Source organism: Christensenella hongkongensis (assembly GCF_000981035.1).
GTDB classification, from domain to species: domain Bacteria; phylum Bacillota; class Clostridia; order Christensenellales; family Christensenellaceae; genus Christensenella; species Christensenella hongkongensis.
In genome coordinates this window covers 36,736-63,398 of the sequence record NZ_LAYJ01000116.1, presented here as the reverse complement: position 1 = coordinate 63,398, position 26,663 = coordinate 36,736, and the positions used below count along the sequence as shown (strand labels likewise).

General features: G+C 48.9%; 22 protein-coding genes. 19 read left to right on the top strand and 3 right to left on the bottom strand.

Annotated features, from left to right (window positions below; translation table 11 throughout):
- Positions 1–4: 4 nt before the first annotated feature.
- From CHK_RS12905 to CHK_RS16710, 3 genes are all read right to left on the bottom strand, one after another.
- On the bottom strand, positions 5–658 hold the full coding sequence (locus tag CHK_RS12905) for a trimeric intracellular cation channel family protein (RefSeq protein ID WP_052740589.1): 654 nt from the start codon (positions 656–658) through the stop codon (positions 5–7).
- A 105-nt stretch (positions 659–763) separates the two neighbouring features.
- A complete protein-coding gene (locus CHK_RS12900; protein ID WP_307756990.1) occupies positions 764–2,248 on the bottom strand; it encodes a radical SAM protein in 1,485 nt (494 codons plus the stop codon).
- Entirely contained in the window at positions 2,236–2,493 is a 258-nt protein-coding gene (locus tag CHK_RS16710) for a hypothetical protein (RefSeq protein ID WP_046444486.1), read from the bottom strand. The genes CHK_RS12900 and CHK_RS16710 overlap by 13 nt, the downstream gene beginning before the upstream one ends.
- A 204-nt stretch (positions 2,494–2,697) precedes the next feature.
- Here CHK_RS16710 and CHK_RS12890 point away from each other — a divergent pair, with 204 nt between their 5' ends.
- The 19 genes from CHK_RS12890 to CHK_RS12805 all read left to right on the top strand — a co-directional run bounded on the left by CHK_RS12890 (position 2,698) and on the right by CHK_RS12805 (position 26,624).
- Positions 2,698–3,456 (top strand): DeoR/GlpR family DNA-binding transcription regulator, encoded by a 759-nt coding sequence (locus CHK_RS12890; protein WP_046444485.1) that lies wholly within the window; start codon positions 2,698–2,700, stop codon positions 3,454–3,456.
- A gap of 67 nt (positions 3,457–3,523) precedes the next feature.
- Entirely contained in the window at positions 3,524–4,783 is a 1,260-nt protein-coding gene (locus CHK_RS12885) for a zinc-binding dehydrogenase (RefSeq protein WP_046444484.1), read from the top strand.
- A gap of 202 nt (positions 4,784–4,985) precedes the next feature.
- Positions 4,986–5,729: a MerR family transcriptional regulator gene (locus CHK_RS12880; RefSeq protein WP_046444483.1), complete on the top strand. Its 744-nt coding sequence runs from the start codon at positions 4,986–4,988 to the stop codon at positions 5,727–5,729.
- A gap of 188 nt (positions 5,730–5,917) precedes the next feature.
- On the top strand, positions 5,918–6,988 hold the full coding sequence (locus CHK_RS12875; protein ID WP_046444482.1) for a Gfo/Idh/MocA family protein: 1,071 nt from the start codon (positions 5,918–5,920) through the stop codon (positions 6,986–6,988).
- Between the two features lie 43 nt (positions 6,989–7,031).
- A complete protein-coding gene (locus CHK_RS12870; RefSeq protein ID WP_046444481.1) occupies positions 7,032–8,084 on the top strand; it encodes a sugar ABC transporter substrate-binding protein in 1,053 nt (350 codons plus the stop codon).
- A 110-nt stretch (positions 8,085–8,194) separates the two neighbouring features.
- Positions 8,195–10,024 carry a sensor histidine kinase gene (locus CHK_RS12865; RefSeq protein ID WP_046444480.1) on the top strand — a complete coding sequence of 610 codons (1,830 nt, stop codon included), beginning with the start codon at positions 8,195–8,197 and terminating at the stop codon, positions 10,022–10,024.
- Complete coding sequence (locus CHK_RS12860; protein WP_046444479.1) at positions 10,002–11,591, top strand: response regulator; 1,590 nt, start codon at positions 10,002–10,004, stop codon at positions 11,589–11,591. Before CHK_RS12865 ends, CHK_RS12860 begins: the two co-directional genes overlap by 23 nt.
- A 171-nt stretch (positions 11,592–11,762) precedes the next feature.
- Positions 11,763–12,596 carry a chemotaxis protein CheW gene (locus CHK_RS12855; protein ID WP_046444478.1) on the top strand — a complete coding sequence of 278 codons (834 nt, stop codon included), beginning with the start codon at positions 11,763–11,765 and terminating at the stop codon, positions 12,594–12,596.
- A gap of 245 nt (positions 12,597–12,841) precedes the next feature.
- The gene (locus tag CHK_RS12850; protein WP_046444477.1) at positions 12,842–13,330 is read left to right on the top strand and encodes a complex I 24 kDa subunit family protein; all 489 of its coding nucleotides are present in this window, start codon (positions 12,842–12,844) and stop codon (positions 13,328–13,330) included.
- Between the two features lie 186 nt (positions 13,331–13,516).
- The gene (locus CHK_RS12845) at positions 13,517–15,391 is read left to right on the top strand and encodes an NADH-quinone oxidoreductase subunit NuoF (protein ID WP_046444476.1); all 1,875 of its coding nucleotides are present in this window, start codon (positions 13,517–13,519) and stop codon (positions 15,389–15,391) included.
- Between the two features lie 29 nt (positions 15,392–15,420).
- Positions 15,421–17,139, top strand: a complete 1,719-nt coding sequence (locus CHK_RS12840; RefSeq protein ID WP_046444475.1) for a [FeFe] hydrogenase, group A — start codon at positions 15,421–15,423, stop codon at positions 17,137–17,139.
- Entirely contained in the window at positions 17,136–17,378 is a 243-nt protein-coding gene (locus CHK_RS12835; RefSeq protein ID WP_046444474.1) for an NAD(P)H-dependent oxidoreductase subunit E, read from the top strand. Before CHK_RS12840 ends, CHK_RS12835 begins: the two co-directional genes overlap by 4 nt.
- Before the next feature lie 158 nt (positions 17,379–17,536).
- Positions 17,537–19,255, top strand: coding sequence for a [Fe-Fe] hydrogenase large subunit C-terminal domain-containing protein (locus tag CHK_RS12830; RefSeq protein WP_046444500.1), 1,719 nt, complete (start codon positions 17,537–17,539; stop codon positions 19,253–19,255).
- Positions 19,239–20,411, top strand: coding sequence for a SpoIIE family protein phosphatase (locus CHK_RS12825; protein ID WP_046444473.1), 1,173 nt, complete (start codon positions 19,239–19,241; stop codon positions 20,409–20,411). The genes CHK_RS12830 and CHK_RS12825 overlap by 17 nt, the downstream gene beginning before the upstream one ends.
- A complete protein-coding gene (locus CHK_RS12820; RefSeq protein WP_046444472.1) occupies positions 20,412–21,980 on the top strand; it encodes a hypothetical protein in 1,569 nt (522 codons plus the stop codon).
- Positions 21,981–22,215: 235 nt separating this feature from the next.
- Positions 22,216–22,341 carry a hypothetical protein gene (locus tag CHK_RS17015; RefSeq protein ID WP_268904089.1) on the top strand — a complete coding sequence of 42 codons (126 nt, stop codon included), beginning with the start codon at positions 22,216–22,218 and terminating at the stop codon, positions 22,339–22,341.
- A gap of 213 nt (positions 22,342–22,554) precedes the next feature.
- On the top strand, positions 22,555–25,191 hold the full coding sequence (locus CHK_RS15855; protein WP_052740588.1) for a response regulator: 2,637 nt from the start codon (positions 22,555–22,557) through the stop codon (positions 25,189–25,191).
- A gap of 27 nt (positions 25,192–25,218) precedes the next feature.
- Positions 25,219–25,557 carry an Hpt domain-containing protein gene (locus CHK_RS12810; protein WP_052740587.1) on the top strand — a complete coding sequence of 113 codons (339 nt, stop codon included), beginning with the start codon at positions 25,219–25,221 and terminating at the stop codon, positions 25,555–25,557.
- A gap of 14 nt (positions 25,558–25,571) precedes the next feature.
- Complete coding sequence (locus tag CHK_RS12805) at positions 25,572–26,624, top strand: response regulator (RefSeq protein WP_046444471.1); 1,053 nt, start codon at positions 25,572–25,574, stop codon at positions 26,622–26,624.
- Positions 26,625–26,663: the final 39 nt, after the last annotated feature.

Here is a 26,663-nt window from a genome sequence, read left to right as displayed (position 1 = left end):
CAATTTATTCCGCGTGGTATTTGAGCTTTGGAAGCCCAACGCCGCGGAAAATGCCCAGAAACCGCAGGCCAAGGATCAGGCCGAAGCATATCCCGGTGACCACTTCGCGCGGCAGGTGTCCATAGAGCAGGTATAGCATCACCGAACCGGCGATGCAGCAGGCCGCGTATATCGTTCCTGAAAAGATGATCGGCATACGCAGTACAAGGATGTCGCGCAGGATGCCGCCTCCGCAGCCGGTGATGGTGCAGATAAAGACGCAGGTAAGCATATTGCCGCCCTGATCCAGAACCATCAGCCCTGCGGACGTGCCAAAGGTAGCAAGGCCCACCGCGTCGGCAACATCAAGAACTTTGCCTACATTGTATTTTCTCAGCACAGTATGGCTGCGGGAATAAATTTTGTTGAATACAAGCGCGCCGACGATTGCGATTGCAACCGTGACGATATAAGAATAGTTCGTAAAAAAAGCAGGGATACCTTTATTGAGCAGGATATCGCGCAGGATGCCGCCTCCGCACGCAGCCGTGATCGCAAGGACAATAATCCCCATGAGATCCAGATGCTTTTGCAGCGCAATGATTACGCCGGATACACTGAACGCAAGGAGGCCGATGATTTCAAGCGCGGTGGGGAAGGTAGAAATAATCTGTTCCAATTCGATACTCCCTTTTGAAAATTGCCACTGCTATTGTAACATAGATTGAGGCGGGGGAGAATAAAAAAAGCATCCTTTGAAAGGATGCTTTTTGTTTGTCCGGGATTAGTCCAAACCAGCGGGTTTTTCTGTTGCACGGTCGCACGGAACATGTCCGCAGTTACCGCAAGCAGCAGCGCCCTGGCCGTTTGTTGTATCAACGCGCTTATCCATAGCGTGGTTGATGATGCCGTTGAACGGATAGTGACCGCAGCTCCAGATTTCGTCTGCCTTGGTCTTCCAGTTTTTCGCAATCGTATCTGTCTTTGCCGTCAGCACGTCAACGCCCTCAAGGTCGAGGTCCTGCGTCGGATGTGCGCCGGATTCGTTAACGGCCTTCCGCAGGCCGTCCGGATTATCAAGCAGCGGACACGGACGAAGCAGGTTATCGGAGAACGGCTGGCCTTCCTGATATTTCCGGAAGAGCGGGCTGCCAAGAGCCTCTTCAAGCGTGCACTCGTTGATATTGTGCGTCGCATAATGGATGAACGCGCACGGCTCGCAATCTCCGTTGGAGTTGATGTGGAAGTAACGCCTTCCGCCTGCGATACATCCGCCGACATATTCGCCGTCGTTCCAGAAGTCAAGGATAAAGATCGGCTTGTATTCACGCATTTCGCGTACTCTCTGATACATATGAGCCCTTTGCTCAGGCGTTACGCACAGGTCAAGCACAGCGTCTTTGCCGATAGGCATATAGGTGAACAGCCATCCAAACAGGCAGCCGGCTTCGATCATTGTGTCGTTCCATTCGTCGCTTGCGATTGTTTTGTAGTTCTGGCTGTGGTAGCAAGCGGAGTAACCAAACGGAATCCCTGCGTCCTTCAAAAGCTTCATCGCCTTCATAACTTTGTCGTATGTGCCCTTGCCGCGGCGGGCGTCCGTTTCCTCGGGCGTGCCTTCCACAGAAATCATAAATGTAAAGTTACCCACACGCAGCAAATCCTGAACGAAGTCTTCATCGATCAGCGTCGCATTTGTGAATGCGCCGAACGCGCAGTCAGAATGCTTTTCCGCAAGGCGGATCAGGTCCTTTTTACGAACGAGCGGTTCGCCGCCGGAGAACAGGTATACATAGATACCAAGCTCTTTGCCCTGCTCGATGATCTCGTCCATCTTTTCATAAGTCAGGTTGTAGTGCTTGCCGTACTCGGCAGCCCAGCAACCGATACATTTCAGGTTACAAGCGGATGTTGGATCCATAAGGATTGCCCACGGAACCTGAACGCCCATTTCCTTACCCTTCTCCTGTGCAATCGGCATACCTTTAACACCGGAGTTCAGGAAGAAGTTCAGGATGAATCTCTTCAGGTAATTTGTATTGACGTCCGTCAGCACGCGCTTCATCAGTACGCCCTGCCAGGTCTGCTCATCCCACCAATCCTGGAAATTCTTAACAGAACTGTTCCAGCGGTTTCCTTTGGTGAAGTTATCCGCCCATTTCAACAGCTTGGGAAGATTTTTCACCGGATCTTTTTCCAGATACTTAAAGGCAGCCGAGAAAGCAACGTTTGCTCCCGCCCCTTTAATTGCGTTTTTCATACTTGCCATAATAAACCTCCATATAAGTCCAATTCTTTTGCTACCAGGTAGCTGTCCATTTTTGTAAACAAAACTTCTATATCTAAAGCGCCCTGTTTCGGACGATTGATGACGGAGCATTTTTCGTCAAAATTTAATACGAACCATAGTTCATTTAATAAAATAATAAAGACATTTGGGTAGGTTGTCAAGCCGAAAAAAGGCTTTTTAATGCGCTTAAACAAGAATTTGAAGACTTGTGAACGTGCGTTCATTTAAAAAATGCGATATTGTCGCATTTCCGCAATTTTTTCAGGTTCCGTTCAAATATAAAAAATTAAAAAATTTTTTTACTAAATTTTGAAAACAACAGAAATCAAATGTAAAAATGATAAAAATTATCAAACAGATTTACATTTTTGTTGAGAAATGAACATTATTATGTTACAATATAAAAAAATACGCAAAGGGATTTGAAGATGAATACGGAAAGACGGGAAGAGATCAAAGAATTGCTTCGCGAGCGCGGAGAGGTAAAACTAAAGGACCTAGAACAGCATTTTCCGAATTGCTCCAGCATGACGCTGCGTCGCGACCTCAAGTTTCTGGAAGACAACGGCTATGTAAAGCGTACACGGGGAGGGGCGGTGGCCATGAGCAGGCTGTCGATTGCCGCGGAGGATATTTATTCTGAGCGCGCCCTGGAAAACGTAGCGGAAAAATATGTGATCGCCAAAAAAGCGTTGCAGTTCATTGAGCGGGGGCGCTCCATTTATGTGGACGCAGGCACGACGATGATGCTGTTCACACGCGAAATGGAGGACGAATACCTTTCCATTATGACCTCGGGCGTGAATATCGCAATGGAGCTGATCAAAAAGCAGAAGCCAAGCGTCACGCTCATCGGCGGACAGGTCAACCGTTCTACGATTTCCGTTTCAGGAATCAATTCCTGCAATTTTATCCGTGAGGTAAATATTGATATCGCCTTTATGGCGGCAAGCGGATTTTCGGTAGAAAATGGCTTTACGAGCGGAACCTACACGGAATGCGAAATCAAAAAAGAAGTTGTTAACCGGGCGCGGAAAACGATTATATTAATGGATAGCAAAAAAGTCGATAAGATCATGCCGTTTACATTTGCATATATGGAAGATATCAACGTACTTGTTTCAGACGACAGTCTCGAAGGAGAGATCGTCCGTGAAGCAAAACGGCGGGACGTTCAAATCGTATAAGTTTTATGGTATGATTGCACCAAAGGGTTTTTTACAATGATAGAATCTTAGGAGTAGGAGAATTGGTATGAAAACAAAAGCGGTTAGATTGTATGGAAAAAGTGATTTGCGGCTGGAGGAGTTTGAACTGCCGGAAATGAAGGACGACGAGATACTGGCAAAAGTGGTATCAGACAGCCTGTGCATGTCCAGCTACAAAGCGGCAATCCAGGGAGGCGACCACAAACGTGTGCCAAATGACGTTGCGGAGCATCCGACGATTATTGGTCACGAGTTTTGCGGCGAGGTTGTAAAAGTTGGCAAGAAGCTCGAGGGCGTGGCAAAGCCGGGCGACAAATTCACCGTGCAGCCGGCAATGTTCTATAAGGGTTCGCTGGAAGCGCCGGGATATTCTTACCAGTATTATGGTGGTGACGCGACGTATATCGTTATTCCGCCGGAAGTATTTGAAACCAACTGTTTTTTGAAATATGAAGGGGATTCCTTCTACCAGGGTTCGCTTGCAGAGCCGATGAGCTGCATTGCAGGCGGCGCTCATGTGAACTATCATACGAAGTTTGGTTCGTATGAGCATGAGATGGGCATTAAGGAAGGCGGAAAAATGGCGCTTCTCGCAGGGGTGGGCCCGATGGGCCTTGGCACCATCGATTACGCGATCCATGCGGATCGCCGTCCGTCGCTGCTGGTCGTTACAGATATCGATCCCGTAAGGCTTGCGCGCGCGGAAAAGCTTTTCACCGTGGAAGAAGCCAAAAAGCAGGGCGTGGAGCTTCACTATGTAAATACGGCTGAAAAGGACGAGGCTTATGTGATGGGCCTTTCAGGCGGCACGGGTTTTGACGACGTTTACGTGATGGCTCCGGTGAAGCCGGTTGTGGAGATGGGAGACAGGCTCCTTGGTATGGATGGCTGCCTCAACTTCTTTGCAGGCCCTACCAACACCGAATTTACGGCTGAATTTAACTTCTATGACGTACATTATGCGGCAACGCATATCTGCAGCAACTCCGGCGGGAATACGGACGATATGCGCGACGTGCTTAAGATGATGGCAGCGGGCAAGCTCACTCCATCCGTCATGATTACGCATGTGGGCGGCCTGAACTGCGTGCCGGAGGTTACGCTCAAGCTGCACGATATCCCGGGCGGTAAAAAACTGATCTATACGCAGATCGATATGCCGCTTGTGGCGATTGACGATTTTGCAGAGCTTGGAAAAACAGATCCGATGTATGCGGAGCTTGCGAAAATCGTGGAGAAAACGAATGGCCTGTGGTCCAGCGAAGCGGAGAAATACCTGCTTGCAAACGCAAAACCGATCGGCTGAAAAAAGATATGACAAAAACAGGAACAGGCCGGGTATCCGGCCTGTTTTTTATATCAGGATTTTGCATCTTACTGTTTGCATGAAAAACGAATCAAACTTTTTTTGTTTATGCGCTTGACTCTCACGTTACGTTATAGTGTAAGGTAAACATATGGGGACATGCGGCCTGCGCGGCCCAGCCCCCGCGCCAAAGGGGGAAACGATGAAAAAGACAGTCAGGGAAGTATCGAAGCTTTGCGGAATCAGCGTGCGCACGCTGCATTATTACGACGAGATCGGGCTTTTGCACCCAAGCGAGGTCACACCGGTCGGTTACAGGCTGTATGGCAGGGAAGAGCTCTCCCGCCTGCAACAAATCCTGTTTTTCCGTGAACTTGATTTTTCCCTGAAGGAGATCGCAGAGATTATGAACGATCCCGCCTTTGACGCGCGCAAGGCGCTTTTGAACCAGAAAGAGCTGCTGTTGCTCAGGCAGCGCAGGCTTGGCAGGCTCATAAGCCTTGTGGATAAAACCTTGAAAGGAGAAACAAAAATGAGCTTTGAAGAATTTGATATGAGCGAAATCAGGGAAGCACAGGAAAAATACGCCGATGAAGTAAAGAAGCGCTGGGGCGGAACGGAAGCGTACCGTGAAAGCAGCAAAAAGACAGCGGAATACGGCGCGCAGGACTGGGAGCGCATCGAGCACGAGGCCAATGAAATCTATGCGGGCTTTGCCGCACATCGATCGGAAAGCCCGGACGCGCCGCAGGTGCAGGCGCTGGTAAGAAAATGGCAGGAGCACATCTCGCGCAATTTTTACCGCTGCACGGATGAAATACTTGCTGGATTGGCGGAAATGTATGTGGCGGACGAACGGTTCCGCAACAGCATCGACGCACACGCGCCGGGGCTTGCAGAGTTTATGGCTGCCGCTATCAGGGCTTATGTCAGCGCGAAGGCATAGCGCGTTGGCATGGTAAAATTACAGGATTGAAAAAACAGGTTGGGATTCCGGCCTGTTTTTTGTTTGATCAAAATCCATCCGCGTGTAAAAATAGTTCTTTTTTATAAGAATTCTTTTTTTATTCTATGTATTGCGGGAAAACAAATTTTTATAATAAAAGCATCAAAACACGAAAAGGAGAATGACGGATGGGGAAAGTAAAACTGGCGCTTGTCGGCTGTGGATTTATTTCCGACGTTCACGAAAAAGCGTTTCGTGAGTTGCAGGATAAAATTGAAGTGGTGGCGTGCTGTGATATTGTAATCGAACGCGCACGGAAAATGGCGGAATTTTTGGATTGTCCGCTGGCTGTTGAGGATTACAGGGAGCTGATGGATGTAGCGGACGCTTTCCTGCTGGCACTGCCGCATGACCTGCATTACGAAATTGGTATGGACTGCCTGAACCATAAAAAGCACGTGCTGATGGAAAAACCGCTGGCGCTCAGCGAGGACGAGTGCCTGGGGCTCATCCGGGCCGCGGAAGAAAACCACGTAAAGCTGATGGTCGCCTATATCATGCGGTATCATCCGATGATCGCAAAGCTCAAGGAAATCATTGACCGGAAGGAGTACGGGGAGCTGTTCCAGATGTCGATCTGGACGGAACAGTACACCTATTATGAGGATGAGTGGACAACCTCGGCGGCACGCCTTGGGGGCGGGCAATTTTTCAGCCACGGCTGTCATTACGTAGACCTTTTGCTGTGGTATCTCGGCAAACCAATAAAGGGCGCGCATATGGGAACAAACCTGTGTACGCCATGGATGGAAATGGAGGGCACCAGCAATGCGATCTTTGAGTTTGAAGGAGGCAGGCTCGCCTATCATTTCGGGACATGGGGAGCAAAAGGGACGCGCCACAGTTATGCAATTAATACATTTTTTGAAGATGGTATGGTAGAATGTTGTTTAAACGAAGGTAAAATGTATCTGCACAAAAGCAGTAACCTTACGAAATATTTCGAAAAATCAGATCAGGAAATCCTTATTTTTGAATGCGAACCCACAAGCCATCTTCCCAAATATGAAATTGAACATTTTGCGGATTGTATCCTTGAAGACAAGGAACCGCTTACTTCAGGCGCGGCAACCTTACAGGGGCATCGCGTAATCTGGCGTATGTATGAAGCGGAAAAAAAGAATGTAATCGCCGACCTGCGGGGCTTGGCGCTTGACGATCCATGGGACAGGACAGGAGCGGGAAAGCTCCCTGTGTGAAGAAAAGCAAACCGAACAGGAAGGGAAAGTGAGGAAAATAGATATGAAAAGAATTGGTGTATTGCTGCTTGCCGTTTTGATGGCAGCTATGTTATTTGCGGGCTGCGCGCAGCCCGCAGCGGAAGCCTCCGCGAGTGAGCAGGCGCAGTCCTCCGCGGACGGAGCAAAGGAAAGCGCCTCTGAAAACAGCGGCGGCGAAACGGACGGAAAACGGCTCAAAATGGGGCTGTCGCTTTATTACCGTACGGATGAATATTATACGGATATCGAAAACTGCATGAAGCTGGAGGCAGACAAACTTGGGATTGATTTGATTGTGCAGGATGCGAACGCAGACCTTTCCAAGCAAATCCAGCAGGTGGAGGATTTTATTTCGGAAGGCGTGGACGCGATTATTATGTCGCCTGTAGATCCGGTTGGGAGCGTAGCGTGCGTGGAAGCCGCCAAGGCGGCGGGAGTGCCTGTTTTCACCTATGACGGCATTATGGAAGACAATACGGACGTTACCGCGTATACCATCTGCGATTTTTACGCGGACGGATACAGCATGGGCGAATGGGCCGCCGATTATATCACCGAGAACCTCGATGGCAAGGCAAACGTAGCGATACTCGACTATCCCACGTCGCCGGTTGTCTGCGGAGAGCGCGCCAATGGATTCTCGGATGCAGTTTCAAAGCTTGAAGGCGTGAACGTCATTTCCCGTCAGGATGGCAAAGCGACCAGGGCGGACAGCATGGCGGTAGCGGAAAATATTTTGACCGCAAACCCGGACAATGTAGATTTGTTCTTTGCAATCAATTACGAGTCGGGAGCGGGCGCCGCCGCTGCGATCGAGTCTATGGGATCGGATGCTGTGGTAACGTGCGTAGGCTGGGGCAAGGAAGCGCTTGAAAAGCTTTCCTCCGGCGATAAGCTGATGAAAGCATACCTGCTTGGCAATCCGATGGACCATGCAAAGATTTTGGAGGTCGCCAAGGATTTCATTGAAGGCAAAGAGATTGAACAGGAAGTAACCTATCAATATATCGCTGTGGACAGCGAAAATCTGGACAGCAAGGTGGACTGGAAGAGCATTATTGAATTACGCCAGTGATTTTTCTTCCTCCTGGGGGCGGGGCGGACGCGCTGCCTCCGGGGGAAACTCCTATGGTTCCGGAAGCAAAGTGGGTTCGTAAAACAGAATAAGGAAAACGCACAGGGTGAATGGATTTATTTCTGTCGCCCTGTTCGGCTATGATCGAAATGGGTGGGGAAAACATGCGAAAAATTCATACCTGGTATAATAATCTGGAGTTCCGTAAAAAGCTTGTTATTTGGTTTTTGCTGCTTGCGTTGCTGCCGATTTTATTTCTTGGCGCGTTTACCTTTCAAAATTCCCTCCAATCAGGGGAAGAGCGTTATATGAAGGACATGGCTTTCGACCTGCGGCAGGTGCAACAGCAGGTGCAGGAACAACAACGCGGGATTGAGCTGCGGGCTATTGGGCTGGGCAGCAATAAACGCATGATAGAAGTTTTGTCGGAGGCGGACGCAGGGACGGAATACATGAATGTCAATTTCCAGGTGGAGAAGATGCTCTATGAGGATTCTGTAACTTCCGTAATGGATGCGGCTTATATTTTTTCGCGCGGGGAAGCTTATACGAACCAATCCGGCCGTAAATATGAGGAGGCCCTTGCGGGCAATCTTGGGGAATACCAATTAAGGCTTGCAAACGGGGAAAACGGCTTTTGGGGAAAACCGATTGACGCGGGCGGCGCCTATACCCTTCCGTTTATACGCGGAATCAAAGATTATGGCACAAAAACGCAGCTTGGGCTTGCAATAGCAAATTACGATGAAAGCAGGATCAGCGGCATTACTTCAAACGGAGTACGGTTTGCGGATAATGTCCTTGTGGTAGGCCCGGATGGAACCGTTTTATCCTCCTGGGATAAAGCTCTCATTGGAAGCAACGTGCAGGAGCTGTTTGGTTTTTCCATGCCGGATGAGGAAGAGAGCTCCTTTTACCAAACCGTAGACGGACGAAAAAAATTATTCTCCTATTATGCCGCGCCGCCGTCGGGATGGAGATATTTGGGCGTTGTGGATTACGCGAGGGTAATTGCCGCGAGCGATTCCATCATCGTCATAACGATAGCCGTCCTGATTTTTGCGGTATGCCTGTGCGCGCTGCTTGCATTTGTGGTATCCAAAAACATTACAAAACCGATCAAAAAGCTGATTCGTATTATGGACGCGGTAGAGGATGAAAACCTCACGCCGCGTTTTATCCCGCTTTATACGGACGAGATCGGCAGGCTGACGCAGAGCTTTAACAATATGACGCAAAGGCTGCGGGTATCGCTCGCGAAAACGATCGAAATGCAGCTGCAGCACCAGAAAGACCAGTACGACGCGCTTACCTCACAAATCAATTCCCATTTTTTCTATAATACACTGTCCTCCATTATCTGGCTTACCAACAGGGGCAAAAAAGAAGAAGTCATTGAACTCGTGAACGCGCTTTCCCGTCTTTTCCGTATTACGGTCAGCGAAGGTGCGGAATTTATCCGCGTGCGGACGGAGGTGGAATGCGTCAGGAGCTACCTCGAGATACAGCAGATACGGTATCAGGACCGTTTTAAATTTATATTTGATGTAGAAACAGGCGTGCAAAACGGCTTTATGATCAAAACCGTGCTGCAGCCTCTTGTGGAAAATGCGATCTACCATGGAATCAAGGACGCCGGAGGGAAAGGAACGATCCGCGTGATTGGCAAGGCGGAAGGAGAGAACCTCGTTTTCGAAATCTGGGATAACGGCAGGACGGCGAAGGAGGCCGGATTTGAACGGATCAATTATAATCTGGAGCACGGGCTTCCGATTGAAGGAGACCACGGGATCGGACTGAAAAATGTCAACGACAGGATACGGTTCCATTTTGGCCGGGGATATGGCGTTACACTGCACCGTGTGGACAACCAGACGGTTTGCATGGCGCGCATGAAGCAAAGAAAGGGGGCGCCGGATGTACAGGATATTGGTTTGTGACGATGAATGGCTGGTAAGAGAGGGGATTGTAAAGGAGGCCGAAGCGTTTCCTGAACTGGAAATATCCGCTGTAGAAAACGGGGAGGAGGTGCTTTCGGTTCTCAGGGAAAAGCAGGTGGACGGACTGATTCTTGATATTTGTATGCCAAAGGTGAGCGGAATCGACGTCCTGCGTGAAATGAGCAATATGCAGGGGAACAATACGGCAGTTATTATCCTGAGCGGCCATGATGAATTTGAATACGCACAGGCGGCGATGGCATACGGCGCAAGCGAATACATTCTAAAGCCCGTAACGCCGCAGGCAGTAAAAAAAGCCCTTCGGACGCTGGTACGCCAGATTGAGAAGCGCAGGGCTCTACAGGAAGAAATAATGACGCTGACACAGCAGTTACAGAAGATACGGCCGGCTATCCGCGACCGGTTTTTCCAGGATTTGTTAGACGGAAAGATCGAAATGGAGCGTATTGCAAATGTAAAAAGCTTTCTTGGAATTGACGAAGACGCGGCGCAATACCAGGTGGTTTTATTAGGTGCGGCAATCGAAAACGGAAGTGATTCCAAGGGGGAGGAAGAATACCAGTTAAAACTTTTTGCGCTTGGAGAGATCATTGAAAAGAAGCTTTCCGGGCTCAGGGAATGTATTCTTTTCCATATTTCAACAAAGCTGTTTGCATTGCTTGTTACGGACTGCGGCGGGATCGCTGCGCTTATGACTGAGGTGGAGGCGCTTCAGGAAACCTTTGGAACGGATTACGGTGTGTTGCTGCGCGCGGGCATCGGCAGCAGTGTGGAAGACCTGCGAAATTTAAGGCAATCATATTCCGACGCGCAGCAGGCACTTTTTTATGCGGAGGAGATCGATGCGGGCAGCATCGTTGGAATCAAGGACATCAAAACCAACCCCGATCCTTTGTCCTTCCAGATTGACCGGGAAAATATCATGACTCAGATCAAATACCAGAATATTCCGGAGGCAATCACAATCCTGGAGAAAATTGGCAAAAGGCTTCAAAGCGAGGCGGGCTTTGTTTCCTTTGACGCGCTGCAGCTTTTATGTGTGAACGCAGTTGCGGGCGCATTGGGCGTTTTGGAGGAAGTATGCGGGAATCTGGAAAACTATTACAAAGCGTCGGGCGGTTATCCAGTCGCGGTTTTGGCGGATCAACTCACTGCGCGCGAGTTGATGAAAAAAACGACGGAATACCTTCTTGAAATTCAGCAGTATACGAAAACGAATACAAGGCAAAAAAACAGGGCGATCATCGAAAAAAGCAAGGCCATACTTGCCGAAAGATGCTGTGAAGCGCTTGGCGTTGGAGATGTGGCGGAAGCGCTTGGCCTGAGTAAAAACTATTTCGGACAGCTCTTCAAGAGCGAGACGGGCAGCACGGTAAGCGAATACCTGAACCTGCTGCGTATCGATCAGGCAAAAAAGCTTTTAAGGCAGACCAATTTGAAGATTTATGAAATTGCTTATAAAATTGGCTTTTCCGACCACTTTTATTTCAGTATCGTATTTAAAAAGCTTGTCGGAATCTCGCCTAAGGAGTACCGCGAGATGTAGCCGCGGGTAACGCTGCCCAATAAATGACGCGCGTTACCCGAAAAAAGTAAGAAAAAATCAAAGCCGGAGCTTAAGTTTCTATTGTGTTCAGGCGCTACAACGACTATAATAGAGAAAATAATACCAAACATAACAGGTAAATATAGAATAAAACCGCAGGAAGGATACGCGATGGAAACATATGATGAAAACAAGCTATGGGTCACATTTAAGCTGAACAATGCGGATTACTGCATTACCAGTGAATTTGTCGATTCGATTGTGATTCCGGAAAAGATTACGGAGATGCCGGGAAACCCGCCGTATCTTCTGGGCGTGACAAATTATAATCACCGAACCATTCCGGTGGTGGAGATGCGTACGCTGTTCAATATGATGAACCTTACGGAATATGTCAATCGATTTGCTGAAATGAAGCAGATGCACGTGGATTGGATCGAAGCGCTGGAGGAAGCTGTGGAAAAGCGGGTAACCTTTACAAAGGCAGTTGATCCGCATAAGTGCAAATTTGGCATATGGTACGATCAGTTCCATACGGATAATATCAGCCTGAATTTTGTGCTGAAAAAGATTGCCGCGCCGCATGAGTTTATCCATTGCTGCGGCGGGGAGATCAACCAGCTTATGGCCAGGAAGGAATGGGAATCGGCAGAAAAAAGGCTGGAGGACGCAAAGCGCACCTGCTATAACGAGGTCATCCCGCTGCTTGATCAGCTGATCGAGACGTATAAGGAAGTAAACCGCGGAGTTGTAATCGTGCTCAACAGGAACAACCAGTATACAGGTATTATGGTGGATGAGATCACAACGCTTGTCGCTTACTCCAAGACAGAGCTGCAAAGTATTCCAAGCGGGGTTGAGCGCAGCGAATATGTTGATTTTATCGTGCTGTATGACTCCAAAACAATGATGGGCGTGGATGCGGAGCGTATTTTGGATATCACCGTTTCCGAAGAAGAAAAAGAGCAGCTTCGGGAAGCGGCTCTTGCAGAAAACGCAGGATAATCAAAAAGGATTGGAATATGGCCGGTTTTCGCAATTTGCGAAAACCGGTTTTTTGTTGTTAATCGGCTTTTTGGGAGGCGTCTGCAAATGGAAAAAACTCCAGAGTATAATTTAACAAAAAGTTCTTAGAAATTCCTATAATAATGATTGAATATTTCCCGTAAAACAGATACAATATAATAGTATGTGTTAAATATTTAACAAAGTATGTAAAATCGTTTTGCAAGAATACAGTATCTGGGAGGATGGGACACGTGGAGAACGCGGAAGTAAAGCAGACAGTTGACAGGATTTTGTCAGAGTACACCAAAAAATCGGAGGTTATACCGATTTTGCAGGAAATTCAAAAGGAATACCGTTATTTGCCTGTGGACGCGCTTTGTTATGTGGCGGAGAAGCTTGGCGTAGGAGAGGCCAAGGTTTTTTCAATCGCTACATTCTATGAAAATTTTTCTTTGGAACCCAAAGGGAAATATGTAATCAAAATTTGTGATGGAACTGCATGCCATGTCAGGAAATCGATTCCGATTCTGGAAGCGCTGCGAAAAAAGCTGGGGCTTACGGAAAAGAAAAAGACGACGGAGGATATGCTGTATACGGTTGAGACCGTTTCGTGCCTCGGAGCATGCGGGCTGGCGCCTGTCCTTACCGTAAACGACAAGGTATACCCGGCAATGACGCCGGAATCGGCGTGCAAATTGATAGACGATCTTGTAAATAGCGAACCTGCTTAATAGATGTCGTCAGGAATAAATTGGTTTCGTGAGCGGGAACGCGAAACGAAACATCTTTAAACGGGGGGATGCCCAAAGGGGGAACGTATTTCCCCCTTTGGAAGCACCGGCAGGTGCGCTATTCAGAGGATACGCTGAAATAGGCCGTCGCGCCGGATCGATGAATGCAAGGGAGCTTAAATAGATATGATACAAAATATAAAGGAATTAAATGATTTTAAAGATCAATATAAAAAGTCGCTCGACGCGCAGTACAAGAAGGTGCTGGTATGCGCGGGTACAGGCTGCGTCGCCGGCGGCTCGCTGGAAATCTACGAGCGCTTGAAAGAGCTTGCCGAGGAGCGTGGATTGCCGGTTTCGGTGGAGCTCAAGGAAGAGCCGCACGAGGAGATCGCTTTTAAGAAAAGCGGATGCCACGGTTTTTGCGAGATGGGGCCGTTGCTGCGGATCGAGCCGCATGGATGGCTGTACCTGAAGGTGAAGCCGGAGGACTGCGAGGAGATTCTCGAAAAAAGCCTTGTGGGCGACGAAGCGGTAGAGCGTTTGCTATTCACACGTGATGGGAAAGCATATGCGGCGCAGGAGGACATTCCCTTCTACAGCAAGCAGACGCGGATGGTGCTTTCCAACTGCGGGCATACGGATACGGAATCAATCGAGGAATATATTGCGCGCGGCGGCTACCAGGCTGTTGCGAAGGCGTTGTTTGAAATGCAGCCGGAGGAAATCATACAGGAGATACTTGACAGCGGCCTGCGGGGCCGTGGCGGCGGCGGTTTCCCCACAGGGAAAAAGCTGCAGCAGGTAGCCCGCCAGAAGGAGCCGCAGCGTTATGTGGTGTGCAACGGCGACGAGGGAGATCCGGGCGCGTTTATGGACCGCAGCATTATGGAAGGCGATTCGCACCGTATGATCGAAGGAATGATGATCGCGGGAATCGCCGCAGGGGCGCACGAGGGATATATTTACGTGCGTGCGGAATATCCGCTCGCGGTAAAGAGGCTGCAGGTGGCGATTGCGGCAGCGCGCAGGCTCGGCCTTTTGGGCGACGACATTCTGGGAAGCGGCTTTGCGTTCGACCTCAAAATCAACCAGGGAGCGGGCGCGTTCGTGTGCGGCGAGGGAAGCGCGCTCACAGCTTCTATCGAAGGAAACCGCGGTATGCCAAGGGTAAAACCGCCGCGCACGGTGGAGCATGGGCTGTTTAATAAGCCGACGGTGCTTTCCAACGTGGAAACCTATGCAAATGTGCCGATGATCATTTTGGAGGGCTCCGGGGAGTACCGTAAAATGGGAACGGAAAACAGCCCGGGAACGAAGGCTTTCGCACTCACGGGGAACGTAAACAATACGGGCCTGATCGAGGTGCCGATGGGTACGACGCTCCGCGAGATCATATTCGATATCGGCGGTGGTATTAAAAACGACAAGAAATTCAAGGCTGTGCAGATCGGCGGCCCGTCGGGAGGATGCCTCACGGAAGAGCATCTCGATCTTCCGCTTGATTTTGATTCGCTTAAAAAAGTTGGCGCAATGATTGGCTCCGGCGGCCTTGTGGTGATGGACGAAGACACCTGCATGGTTGAGGTTGCGCGGTTCTTCATGAACTTTACGCAGAACGAATCCTGCGGGAAGTGCGTTCCCTGTCGCGAGGGTACGCTGCGGATGCTTGAAATTTTAGAGCGCATCGTTGCAGGCAAGGGAGAAAAAGAAGACCTCGATATGCTGCACGAGCTTGCGGATACGATTTCCAAAACGGCGCTTTGCGGACTTGGGAAAACGGCTCCGTCGCCGGTAATCAGTACGATGAAGTACTTTGAGGACGAATACATGGCGCACGTTGTGGATAAAAAGTGCCCGGCGAAAAACTGCCAGGCCATGAAGCAATATGTGATCATAGAAGAAAAGTGCAAGGGCTGTAGCAAATGTGCGCGCCAATGCCCTGTAAACGCGATCACAGGCGTGGTGAAGAGCCCTTATACGATTGATGCTGAAAAGTGTATCAAATGCGGCGCATGCGAAGAGGCGTGCAGCTTCGGCGCAATCGCAGAGCAGTTTTAATTACCGGCAAACGAAAGGAATTTAGTGTGATGACAGATAAAAAGCACATGATTATAGATGGTCAGATTGTAGAGTTTGACCAGGAACAGAATATTCTCGCGGTGATCAGGAAGGCGGGAATCGACCTGCCAACCTTCTGCTATTATTCGGAGCTTTCCATCTACGGTGCGTGCCGTATGTGCGTGGTGGAAGACGAATGGGGCGGAGTAATCGCATCCTGCTCTACGCCTCCGCGCGATAAAATGAAGATCAAAACCAATACGCCGCAGCTCTTCCGTCACAGGAAAATGATTCTGGAGCTATTGCTCTCGAGCCATTGCCGCGACTGCACCACCTGTCCGAAAAACGGCAAGTGCCGCCTGCAGGAGCTGGCGCTGCGGTTTGGCATCGATAACGTCAGGTTTGAAAACACCAAAAAGCAGACGGAGATCGACGATTCGTCGCTGTCTATTATCCGGGATGCGTCCAAGTGCATTCTCTGCGGAGACTGCGTGCGGATGTGCACGGAAATACAGAATGTGGGCGCGATTGACTTTGCGTACCGCGGCTCGGAGATGACGGTCTCTACTGCGTGGAACAGGCCGCTTGCGGAGACAAACTGCGTGAACTGCGGACAGTGCGCTTCTGTGTGCCCGACAGGCGCAATCGTGATCAGGAACTGTACACAGAAATTCTGGGATGCGATTTACGACGACACCAAGCGCGTTGTGGTACAGTTTGCACCGGCGGTTCGCGTGGCACTGGGCGATGAATTCGGCCTCGAACCGGGGACGAACGTCGCGGGCAAGATTGTCGGCGCGCTGCGGAAAATGGGCGTGGATGAGGTTTACGACACCACAATGGGTGCAGATCTTACCGTTATGGAGGAATCCAAGGAGTTTTTGAAGAAATACAAAGAGGGCAAAAAGCTGCCCCTCTTTACATCCTGCTGTCCGGCATGGGTGAAATATGCGGAGCATAAGCATCCGGAGCTGATGGAGCAGGTTTCCACCTGTAAATCGCCGATGCAGATTTTTTCCGCAGTCATCAAAGAGCACTTCAAGCAGGTACAGGAGGTGGACGGTAAGGAAACGGTCGTATTTGCGATTATGCCGTGCACAGCCAAAAAAGACGAACAGGTCCGTCCGGAATTTGTCCGCAGCGATGGCGTGCGCGATACGGACGGCGTTATCACAACGCAGGAATTTGCCAGTATTCTGAAGCAGGCGGGTATCGTATTTGACGATATCGATCCTGAAGCTGCGGATATGCCGTTTGGTATTACATCCGGTGCAGGCGTAATTTTTGGCGTAACCGGCGGCGTTACGGAAGCTGTTATTCGCCGTGTGGTGGACGATAAGAGCAACAATATGCTGCATAATATCGCATATACCGGTGTGCGCGGCATGGAAGGCATAAAGGAAGCGAGCCTTCCGTTCGGGGATGGAAGACTGCGGATTGCCGTTGTAAACGGCCTTGCAAATGCGGAAAAGCTGATTGAAAAGCTGGAGAGCGGAGAAGCGGAATACGATTTTGTAGAAGTAATGGCATGCCCCGGGGGATGTATCGCGGGCGCGGGCCAGCCGTTTGCGCGCAAGCAGGAAAAAGAGGACAGGGCTAAGGGCCTTTACGATGCGGATAAGCTTTCGCAGGTGAAGCGTTCTGAAGAAAACCCTGTAATGATGGCGCTTTATGGCGGTGTTTTGAAGAATAAGATTCATGAGCTGTTGCACGTGGATTATAATAAAGGGGAGGAAACAGTAAAATGATGGTGATCAATGTATGTATTGGGAGCGCTTGCCATTTAAAGGGGAGCTACAATATTGTCAGCGAGCTGCAGGAGATGATCGAGGAAAACAAGCTGGGCGACAAGGTGGAGCTTACGGGCGTATTTTGTCTCGGGCATTGCACGGACGCGGTTTCGGTGCAGATCGGTGAAGAGATTTTTTCCGTCAACACAGATAATGTAGGCGAGTTTTTCAAAAACCAGGTGCTGGCAAAGGTTTGACACTGCTTGAGAGATAGTATTATTTTCTGAATTATGATAACCGTGGCGGAGCGGCAAGCTCTGTCGCGGTTTTGGTCTATTTTTTATTACTGACAGGGAGAGTCCACGAGAGGGAAGTAATCCCTTTCGTGAAGCGACCGAAGGGAGCGCTGTATAAAGTGAGTATTATTCAATTTAAAGAAGCAAATTGTAAAAATTGCTATAAATGTATCAGAAGCTGCCAGGTGAAATCGATCGCCTTCAAAAACGAGCAGGCAGAGATCACGGAAAAGGAATGTATTTTGTGCGGACACTGCTTTCTGGTTTGCCCGCAAAATGCGAAATATATCAACAGCAGCATCGAAAAGGTAAAGGGTTACCTCAAAAACGGGGATAAAGTATACGTTTCGGTTGCGCCTTCGTTTGCAAGCTGCTATAAAGACGCGACGTTTCCGAAGATTTCATCCGCGCTCAAAAAGCTTGGTTTTGCCGGTGTAGAGGAAACATCCATTGGCGCCGCGCAGGTGTCGCGGAATTTTGGCGAGCTGATGAAGGAACACAAGATGAAAAACATCATCACCACCTGCTGCCCGACGATTGTTTTGCTGGTGGAAAAGTACTATCCGGAGCTTGTGCCATACCTTGCGCCGGTGGACGCGCCCATGACGGCGCATGGCAAGATGATGAAAGAGGTCTATGGGAGCCGTATCAAAACGGTTTTTGTCGGCCCGTGCATCTCCAAAATCCATGAAGCGCAGGATGAAGCGGGCGGCGGCGCGATTGACGCAGTATTGCTTTTTGACGAGCTGATGAAGTGGCTGGAAGACGAAGGGATCGACCTTGAAGCGGAGGATCCGGACGTACGGGAAATGAAAGCGACGATCAACAGGCTGTATCCAATTCCGGGCGGTATCATCAAAACCATTGATAAGCCGGTCCGCAAAAATTATAAATGCGTGGCGGTGGATGGAGTAGACCGCTGCATGGAAATACTGGATTCGTTGAAATCCGACGATATGAAGGACTATTTCCTTGAAATGAACGCATGCACCGGCAGTTGCCTTGGCGGGCCGGGGCTAAAGGAAATCAACCATCCGTTCCTTCAGGTAAAGGACCGCACGTTGCGTTATGCCAAAAACCGCAGCACGCCGCATGCGCCGGTTTCGGAGGATGTAAAGCTTGATTTTTCGCATCCGTATAAAGACCGCAGCGCGCACAAGCGCCAGCCCTCGGAAGAGGAGATCGAGCAGATTTTTGTCAAAATGGGCAAAACGTCTGAGGATAAGAAGCTGAATTGCGGCGGCTGCGGATACCCGACCTGCCGCGATAAGGCGATTGCCGTGCTGCAGGGAAAAGCGGACATCAAAATGTGCCTGCCCTTTATGCGTGAGAAGGCGGAAAGTATTTCCAACGTGGTGATCGACAATACGCCGAATGCGATTGTAATACTGGACAGCGACTTTAACCTGATGGAATACAACAGCATGGCTGCGGAGCTTTTTAAGCTGAATGAGAAGAACTATGTGGGCAGGCCTGTTTCCATGATCATCGACTGCGACGACATCGACGAGGTGAAACAGAGCGGGGAAAATATTTACGACCGTAAGGTGTACTATAAGGATCTTGGCATCACAGTGGAGCAGTCCACCATCTATGTGAAGGAAAACTCGATGTACCTGCTGCTCATCAAGGATATCACCGAGGATGAGAACCAGCAGAAAAAGATCAATGAGATGCGTGCGGAGACGGTAGAGGTAACGCAGGAGGTTATCAACAAGCAAATGCGTGTGGCACAGGAGATCGCGAGCCTCCTGGGAGAGACGACGGCGGAAACAAAACTGGCGCTTACCAAGCTGAAGAATTATATTCAGGAGAGCGAAGATGAGCGTATATATTGAAACCAGTAATGAAAGCCTGTTCAAATACGGCGAAGAGCTGTGCGGGGATAAGGTGGAGATTATTCGTAAAGGAAACTTTACGACCATCGTACTGGCGGATGGCCTGGGCAGCGGGGTAAAAGCGAATATCCTTTCCACGCTTTCGAGTAAGATTGCGGCAACGATGATCTCCGAGGGCGCGGATATCTATGAAACGGTGGAGACAATGGCATCCACACTGCCGGTATGCGCGGTGCGGGGGCTCGCGTATTGTACCTTTACCATTCTGCGCGTACATGAAAACGGCGAAGCTCACCTGATGGAGTTCGATAATCCGCAGGTTATCATTTTACGTGACGGAAAAGAACTGCCGGTTGATAAAACGGAAATTGAAATCGGTGACAAAAAGATACTGGAAAGCCATTTTGTGATGAAGGAAGGCGATATGTGCATTGCCTTTTCGGACGGGGCGATTCACGCGGGCGTCGGACAGACGCTGAATTTTGGCTGGCAGCGCGATAATATTGTGGAATATGCCTGCCGTGCTTACCGCAAGGAGATGCCCGCACGGGCAATGACCAAGCTGATGCTTTCGGCCTGCAACTCGCTTTACGATAATAAGCCCGGCGACGATACGACCTTTGTAACCACGCGGGTGCGGCATTCCTGCCCGGCGCACATCATGGTCGGGCCGCCGGTAGACTGCGGGCGCGACGAAGAAATCGTGGGACGGTTGCTTGATGTGGATGGTATCAAGGTGGTGTGCGGGGGGACGACCTCGCAGATCGTAAGCCGTATTTCCGGCAGGGAGCTGCGTGTTAAGATTGACTATAAAGATCCGGGAGTCCCTCCAATCGGCATGATCGACGGCATCGACCTTGTGACAGAGGGCGTGGTTACGCTCGCGAAAACGTTTGAGATCATGCAGACATATCTTTCCGAAGAAAGTAAAATGGAAGAGATATTCGATATTTTTAAACAGGACGGAGCGTCAAAGCTTGCAAAGCTGCTTCTGGAGGATTGCACAAAGGCACACTTCATTGTAGGGCGCGCTGCAAATCCGGCGCACCAGAACCCGGACCTGCCAATAGATCTGAGTCTGAAGCTTCGTATGGTAAAGGATATTTCAAGGCTTCTGAAGAAAATGGGAAAAGATGTGGAGATTGAGTACTGCTAAATGGTGATCAAGACGGTTGTCCTGAAACTGCATAATCTTTCGGGCGCGAAAAAAGCGGTAATCGACGATGCGATAAGCCGCTATAATCGTGCGCTTACCTACCTGTTCGGGCATACAAGGGAAAACGTCGGGCCAATCGCCAGCGAAATGAAGTCCGGGAGCGGGTTCCTGACGCGGCGTATTACGGCGCTGCTCAAAAAGGAAGTCATGGATGAGTTAAACCAGTTTGGAGTACAGCCTTTTAAGGATGCGCTGAAGCTTGATTATGCGATGACAATGGTTGGCTGGCTCTCCCTGCGTAAAACGCAAAAGACGGCTCGCTACCCGCATGGGGCATTGGACGAGGAGGCGTTTCAGGAGCGATTTACAGAGCTTGTGGGGGAGTTTGACGAACGGAAAATATGCCGAAAGGAATTTGAAGCCCAACTGGGAAGGCTGTATTCCTCGCTGCATATGCAAAAGCCGATCCTGTTTGGCCGTTATGCGAAAAACAGGGATTACTGTTTGCTTTATGATGAAGAGTCCGGCCGGTTTTATGCAAAAATATACCTGATGAGCGTTAAGGACAAGGCGCGCAGGGGCGGCATAGCGCGCGGTGATACAAAACTGAGGTATGTGTATGCGGGCAATGAACCCCTCGAAACAGACAACCGGCAGGAGCGGTATCTTGTCGTTCCGCTTTCCTTTGGCAAAAGGCAGCACGAGATTTTGCTCCAGGGCCTTAAAAATCCAAAAATGTTTAAAACAGCACGTTTGTCCTGTAAGGAAGGCGAGTATTATCTTTCTGTCAACGTGGCCTGCGAATATCCGCAGACAATCAGGAGCGAAACTTATCTTGGCATTACGCGCGGTCTCAGCTGTGCGGTATGTTACGCGGTCACGGACCGTGACGGGACGCTTGTTGCGGAAGGAAGGATACCAAAAGGGAAAAGCTTTCGCAGTAAAAACGGCATGCACGCCCTTGCAAATGGTCTTGTAGGCATTGCGCAGCAGTATAAAAGCACGGTAATCACCTACAAGCTGGGGAGCATCGGCGACAGGCTCACAAGCGGTGAGGAGCATGCACAGCTGACCTCCGGGGAATTTAACAAGCTTGTGGCTGTGGTTTTGTATAAAACGGAAGCGGCAGGACTGGAAAAGCCCGTGCTCGTAAGCCCGCGTGGGATATTTTACACTTGTCCGCGCTGTGGCAGGAATTCCTTCCGGAACCGTTTTTTTGGAGGCAGGATGATTTGCCTGAAATGCGGCTTTTCGGATACGCTCGAGCATATTGGGCCGCGGAACGCCGCCCGGCGCCTGATACAGTACGGATCGGCGGCACTTGTCTTCTATGCAACGCAGGGAAAGGACGATATCCTGATTGAAAATAAAATGCTGGAGGTAAAATACCACGCAAAAGCTTCTCGTGAGGCGGTGGAGCATTTTTATGATTATGTGGAGCAGCTGGCTTGTGATATGCGTGAGGGAAGGCTGCCGCTTGCAAAGAGGGATTCCAAAAAAATAAGTTACCAGAAGCGCTTTATGCAGGTAAAAGACGCGCGCAGGGAAGTTGTAATTATTGATCGATAAGGTTTACGGTGCATTTTGCTGCCGCATCGTCACGCTGGCGCTTGCCATATGACAAGCGCCGGGTGGACATCCGCCGAGCGGAACGCTATTGCGTAAAAGAGCAGCTATCTGACTCGAAGACACAGGTCTCCTGTGTCTTCTTTTATTGTAAAATAATAAAAAAATGTTTTTTATTCATTGCGACGGTTTACAAATATCTTGGCATTGTATTTATTTACCTGTCAAAGAGGGAAAGATGAAGCATTTTATTGCGGGATCAACAGGAAAATCAGCAATAATGGCGGTAACCATTATACCGGCCTTTCAGGTTGTTGCACAAAAAATTATACAGGGGAAACCCACGGTTTGGAAAACAGAATAAGCAGGCATATCCTGGCGCAGGGCCGGAAGTGTCTGCTTTTATTTTTTTAAAAAACAGGAACCAAACAAACATGTCTCGAAATAAAATGATATGGGGTGAATTTTGCACGGCTGGTCACAATAAAATGCAAAATTCAAGATTTTTTATGAAAATACGACTGAAATGGGAATATTTATTGAATCCAGAACATATATACATTAATAGAGGGAAGTTATGAAGCAAAAGAAACAGTGGAGCCCCAAAAATATTAATGCGCTTTTGGTCATAACAGTGATCATAATATCAATCCTGGTCACAGCTTTTGCATATATGACGATTGGAAACACAGATAATCTGGCAGAGTATACCAGCCAGATTTACCAGAAACCGTATGCAGTAAACGATGCCGCGTGGAGGATGCGGCTGGAAATATTATATGCGCGTAATACGATGCTCGATTTGCTCAACTCGGATGGAAACCGCCAGCAGCAACAGGATGCGCTTGATAACATGTATCGGTACAGGGCGTTGCAGCAGGAACTGAAGAACACCCTGATGACGCAGTATGAGGGCGATAAAGCCACGGTAGAAAAGCTTTATGAGGATTTTGACCAGATACAGGCTCTTCACGACCAGGGAATTGCGTTGATTAAAGCCGGTCAAAAGGATGCTGCCACCACATTGCTGATGGATGAAGCATATCCGTTGTACCTTGAGGCGGAGGAGCTGGTACAGGAGATTATTGACGATTCACAGCAGGCTATGAGCGGCTATGTTCAGGAATCCTATATACTCAACGAGCAGACCAACCAGGCGGCGGTTGTATGGGGAATTGCGCTTGTAGCGCTTACCCTCCTGCTTTCAGTGCTCAGTGTGCGGACGATCAGCAAACGCAATGCAAATATTTATCACAACGACAAGCTGTTCAGCATAATCTCGGAAAATGTAGACGCAGTTTTTATGGTGTATGACTGTAAAGCGCAGAGAGTGGAGTATATCAGTGAAAATGCAGAGCGCATTTTGGGATTTGCCGCGGAAGATTACAAAAAAAATATGGAAATTTCCCGCGCCTATTTTGAAGAAACCGAATTTTACAAAACAAGGGATTTTTTCAACACGAGCCCTGGTGAAATTCTGGAATATGAGTATCAGATAAAAGATCCGGATACAGGGCTCCAGAAGGATATTGTAACCAAGCGCTACCCGATCATTGAAGGTGGAGAGGTAGTTAAATACGTTCTGATGACAAGTGATCTTACAGAATTTAAAGAGTCGCAGAGCGCGCTGAAGGCGGCGTTGGAAAACTCGGAAAAGGCCAATTTGGCAAAGCGGGAATTCCTGTCAAGAATGAGTCATGAAATCCGTACGCCGATGAACGCGGTGATTGGTATGACGCGCATATTGGAATATTCCATGGACGATCCTGAGAAGGCGCAGGGGTGTCTCAGAAAAATCAATATGGCCTCTATGCACTTACTGGAACTGATCAATAATATATTGGATATGTCCAAGATTGAGAGCGGGAAGCTGGAAATCGAGAACAAGGAATTCAGCATTAATAAAATGCTCAGCGATATTGCGGTCATCATACAGCCCAAAGCGGAGGAGAACAAATTGCAGTTTGACGTTGTGCTCAAAAACGTTGTGCATGACAGGGTAAAAGGAGACGAGATGCGCATCAAGCAGGTGATGCTCAACTTTCTATCCAATTCTGTCAAGTTTACAAAAGAAGGCGGTATGATACGGGTTACAGTCCGGGAGCTTGAGAAGCGCGGCAATCAAATCTGTCTGAAATTTAAGGTGAAGGATACCGGAATTGGCATGAATGAAAAATTTATGGCGCGCATTTTTGAACCGTTCGAGCAGGAAGAAGCGTCCACTTACCGGAAATATGGCGGCACTGGTCTTGGAATGGCACTGTGCAAAACGCTTGTAGAGTCCATGGGCGGAACGATCGAGGTGGAAAGCAGAAAAGGAGAAGGAAGCGCGTTCTATTTTAACCTCTGGCTGGAGGCGCTCGCGGAGCAGGAGCCAGAAGAGCAGTTGTCCGAACATCTGAGGGAGCTGAACGTGTTGATCATTGACGACGACATCGAAGTCCGGGGCCATCTGGAGCTGTTATGCAGGCAGATGGGCGTTCAGACCAAAGCGGTTGCATCCGGATTTGACGCAGCGTTGCTTTTTAAGGAAAACGCAAACAGGTTTGACGTATGCCTGATCGATCTGTATATGCCGGATGTGGATGGAATCCATACGGCTGAGTGGATCAGGGAAAAGGCAGGGAATGACATTTACATTGTGTTGATGTCGGCGTATGATTACAAAAATATTGAAAAAGAGGCGCTCATGGTGGGCGTGAACGATTTTATGCTGAAGCCCGTGATGATCGAGGATATTTCGAGCATACTGCGGCGTGCGGGCGGCGAGGTAGAGGCGCTTCCTGTTTGCAGGGAAACGAAATACGATTTCAGTGGCAAGCGCTTACTGATTGCAGAGGATAACGCGCTCAACCTTGAAATTGTGGAAGAACTCACAAAGCGTGTCGGGTTTGAGGTAGAGACTGCCGAAAATGGGAAAAAGGCCCTGGAAAAATTTCTGGAATCAGAGCCGGGGTATTACGATGTAGTACTAATGGATGTGCATATGCCTGAGATGGACGGATATGAAGCGACAAGGCTGATTCGTGCAAGCAACCATCCGCAGGCAAAGGATATTATTATTGTAGCAATGACGGCGAACGCTTTTTACGAGGATGAATTGGAAGCGTTGAAAAACGGTATGAATCTTCACATGTCAAAGCCCATCGAACCGGAGATTATATTTGCAGCTTTGCAAAAAATTTTGTATGATAAGAAGAGTAGGGGAATTTAATGAACGGCAGGGTGAGGAGGTTCACGAATGAATCGGGAAAAGTTAATTGCAGCGGGAATCGATTATGACGACGGTCTGAAACGCATGAGCGGGAATGAAGCTCTGTATGAAAAGTTTTTGATTAAATTCCTACAGGATGACAATATCCATATTCTGGGAAAGTCCGGACAAGTGGATACGGATACGGTATTTCGCGCGGTGCATACGCTTAAAGGTGTGAGCGCAACGCTTGGAATCAAAGAACTTGCCGAAGCCTGCGATGTGATTTGCAAGAAAATCAGGGCAGGCGAAACGGATTACGAACTGAACGAGGTTTACCGCCGTTATGGAAACGTGGCACAGGCAATCGAAGCGGAAGTAAAGTAAAGCGGGGGCGGCCTATGAAAGAAAAATTATTAATTGTCGACGATGTCGAGCTCAACCGGGCTGTGCTTGAGGAACTGTTAAAGCCTGAGTATGACACGGTATGTGCGGCGGGAGGCAAAGAAGCCGTAAGGCTTTTGGAAGAGAACGAAAATGAATTTGCGCTGGTTTTACTGGATGTTGTGATGCCCGATATGGACGGTTACGACGTGCTGCAATATATGGGCTTTAACAACATGATTCAAAATGTGCCTGTAATCATGATTACCGCTGAGGATTCTGCAGAAGCGGAAGAAAAAGGCCTTTCGATGGGCGCGGTTGATTTTATCAGGAAGCCTTTTGTACCCGAGGTCGTTTTGCGTCGCGTCAAAAATATGATTGCGTTATTCCGGTACCAAAATGATCTTGAAAACGTACTGGAAGAAAAATCAGAGACGCTGTCCAATATCAATGAAATTATTGTGGCGGTACTGACTTCCGTACTGGAAACGAAAACGCCGGAAACAAAAGAACATATGCAGCGTGTGAGGCTTTATACCAAAGAGTTGCTGAAATATCTCTACGAGTATTACGACGATAAGTATGGATTGACGCCGCAGGTGATCGATACGATTTCCATCGCGTCGATCCTGCATGATATCGGGGAGTTGCTGATCCCGGAATCGATTGCGAATAAGACGGGCGGATTATCTCCTGAGGATACGCTGATCTGGCAGCAGCATACGATCAAAGGATGCAAACTCATAGAGCCGCTTGGCAGTATTGAAAATAAAACGTATGTCAAATATTGCTATAATATCTGCAGGTATCACCACGAGAAGTGGGACGGTTCCGGTTTCCCGGATAATTTATCCGGCGATGATATTCCAATATGCGCGCAGGCAGTAGCGATTGCCCACAAATACGATTATCTTACAATGACAAAAAATTGTTCTCATGAGACGGCGATGCGTAAAATCAAAGAAGGCGAATATCATGCTTTTTCACCTGTACTCACAGAAACGTTTATGCTTGTGGAAGATGAAATCTGCGCGATTCGCGAAAGGAATCCAAACAGGACGAACGGATGATTTATTTGAATCAAAACAAAAAGCTCCCGATCAAACAGG

Bases quoted from the DNA above. Each gene is read 5' to 3' on its own strand.
- CHK_RS12900 (WP_307756990.1), bottom strand. From the start codon at position 2,248: ATGGCAAGTATGAAAAACGCAATTAAAGGGGCGGGAGCAAACGTTGCT.
- CHK_RS16710 (WP_046444486.1), bottom strand. From the start codon at position 2,493: ATGAACGCACGTTCACAAGTCTTCAAATTCTTGTTTAAGCGCATTAAA.
- CHK_RS12890 (WP_046444485.1), top strand. From the start codon at position 2,698: ATGAATACGGAAAGACGGGAAGAGATCAAAGAATTGCTTCGCGAGCGC.
- CHK_RS12885 (WP_046444484.1), top strand. From the start codon at position 3,524: ATGAAAACAAAAGCGGTTAGATTGTATGGAAAAAGTGATTTGCGGCTG.
- CHK_RS12880 (WP_046444483.1), top strand. From the start codon at position 4,986: ATGAAAAAGACAGTCAGGGAAGTATCGAAGCTTTGCGGAATCAGCGTG.
- CHK_RS12875 (WP_046444482.1), top strand. From the start codon at position 5,918: ATGGGGAAAGTAAAACTGGCGCTTGTCGGCTGTGGATTTATTTCCGAC.
- CHK_RS12870 (WP_046444481.1), top strand. From the start codon at position 7,032: ATGAAAAGAATTGGTGTATTGCTGCTTGCCGTTTTGATGGCAGCTATG.
- CHK_RS12865 (WP_046444480.1), top strand. From the start codon at position 8,195: ATGGATTTATTTCTGTCGCCCTGTTCGGCTATGATCGAAATGGGTGGG.
- CHK_RS12860 (WP_046444479.1), top strand. From the start codon at position 10,002: ATGTACAGGATATTGGTTTGTGACGATGAATGGCTGGTAAGAGAGGGG.
- CHK_RS12855 (WP_046444478.1), top strand. From the start codon at position 11,763: ATGGAAACATATGATGAAAACAAGCTATGGGTCACATTTAAGCTGAAC.
- CHK_RS12850 (WP_046444477.1), top strand. From the start codon at position 12,842: ATGGGACACGTGGAGAACGCGGAAGTAAAGCAGACAGTTGACAGGATT.
- CHK_RS12845 (WP_046444476.1), top strand. From the start codon at position 13,517: ATGATACAAAATATAAAGGAATTAAATGATTTTAAAGATCAATATAAA.
- CHK_RS12840 (WP_046444475.1), top strand. From the start codon at position 15,421: ATGACAGATAAAAAGCACATGATTATAGATGGTCAGATTGTAGAGTTT.
- CHK_RS12835 (WP_046444474.1), top strand. From the start codon at position 17,136: ATGATGGTGATCAATGTATGTATTGGGAGCGCTTGCCATTTAAAGGGG.
- CHK_RS12825 (WP_046444473.1), top strand. From the start codon at position 19,239: ATGAGCGTATATATTGAAACCAGTAATGAAAGCCTGTTCAAATACGGC.
- CHK_RS12820 (WP_046444472.1), top strand. From the start codon at position 20,412: ATGGTGATCAAGACGGTTGTCCTGAAACTGCATAATCTTTCGGGCGCG.
- CHK_RS17015 (WP_268904089.1), top strand. From the start codon at position 22,216: ATGAAGCATTTTATTGCGGGATCAACAGGAAAATCAGCAATAATGGCG.
- CHK_RS15855 (WP_052740588.1), top strand. From the start codon at position 22,555: ATGAAGCAAAAGAAACAGTGGAGCCCCAAAAATATTAATGCGCTTTTG.
- CHK_RS12810 (WP_052740587.1), top strand. From the start codon at position 25,219: ATGAATCGGGAAAAGTTAATTGCAGCGGGAATCGATTATGACGACGGT.
- CHK_RS12805 (WP_046444471.1), top strand. From the start codon at position 25,572: ATGAAAGAAAAATTATTAATTGTCGACGATGTCGAGCTCAACCGGGCT.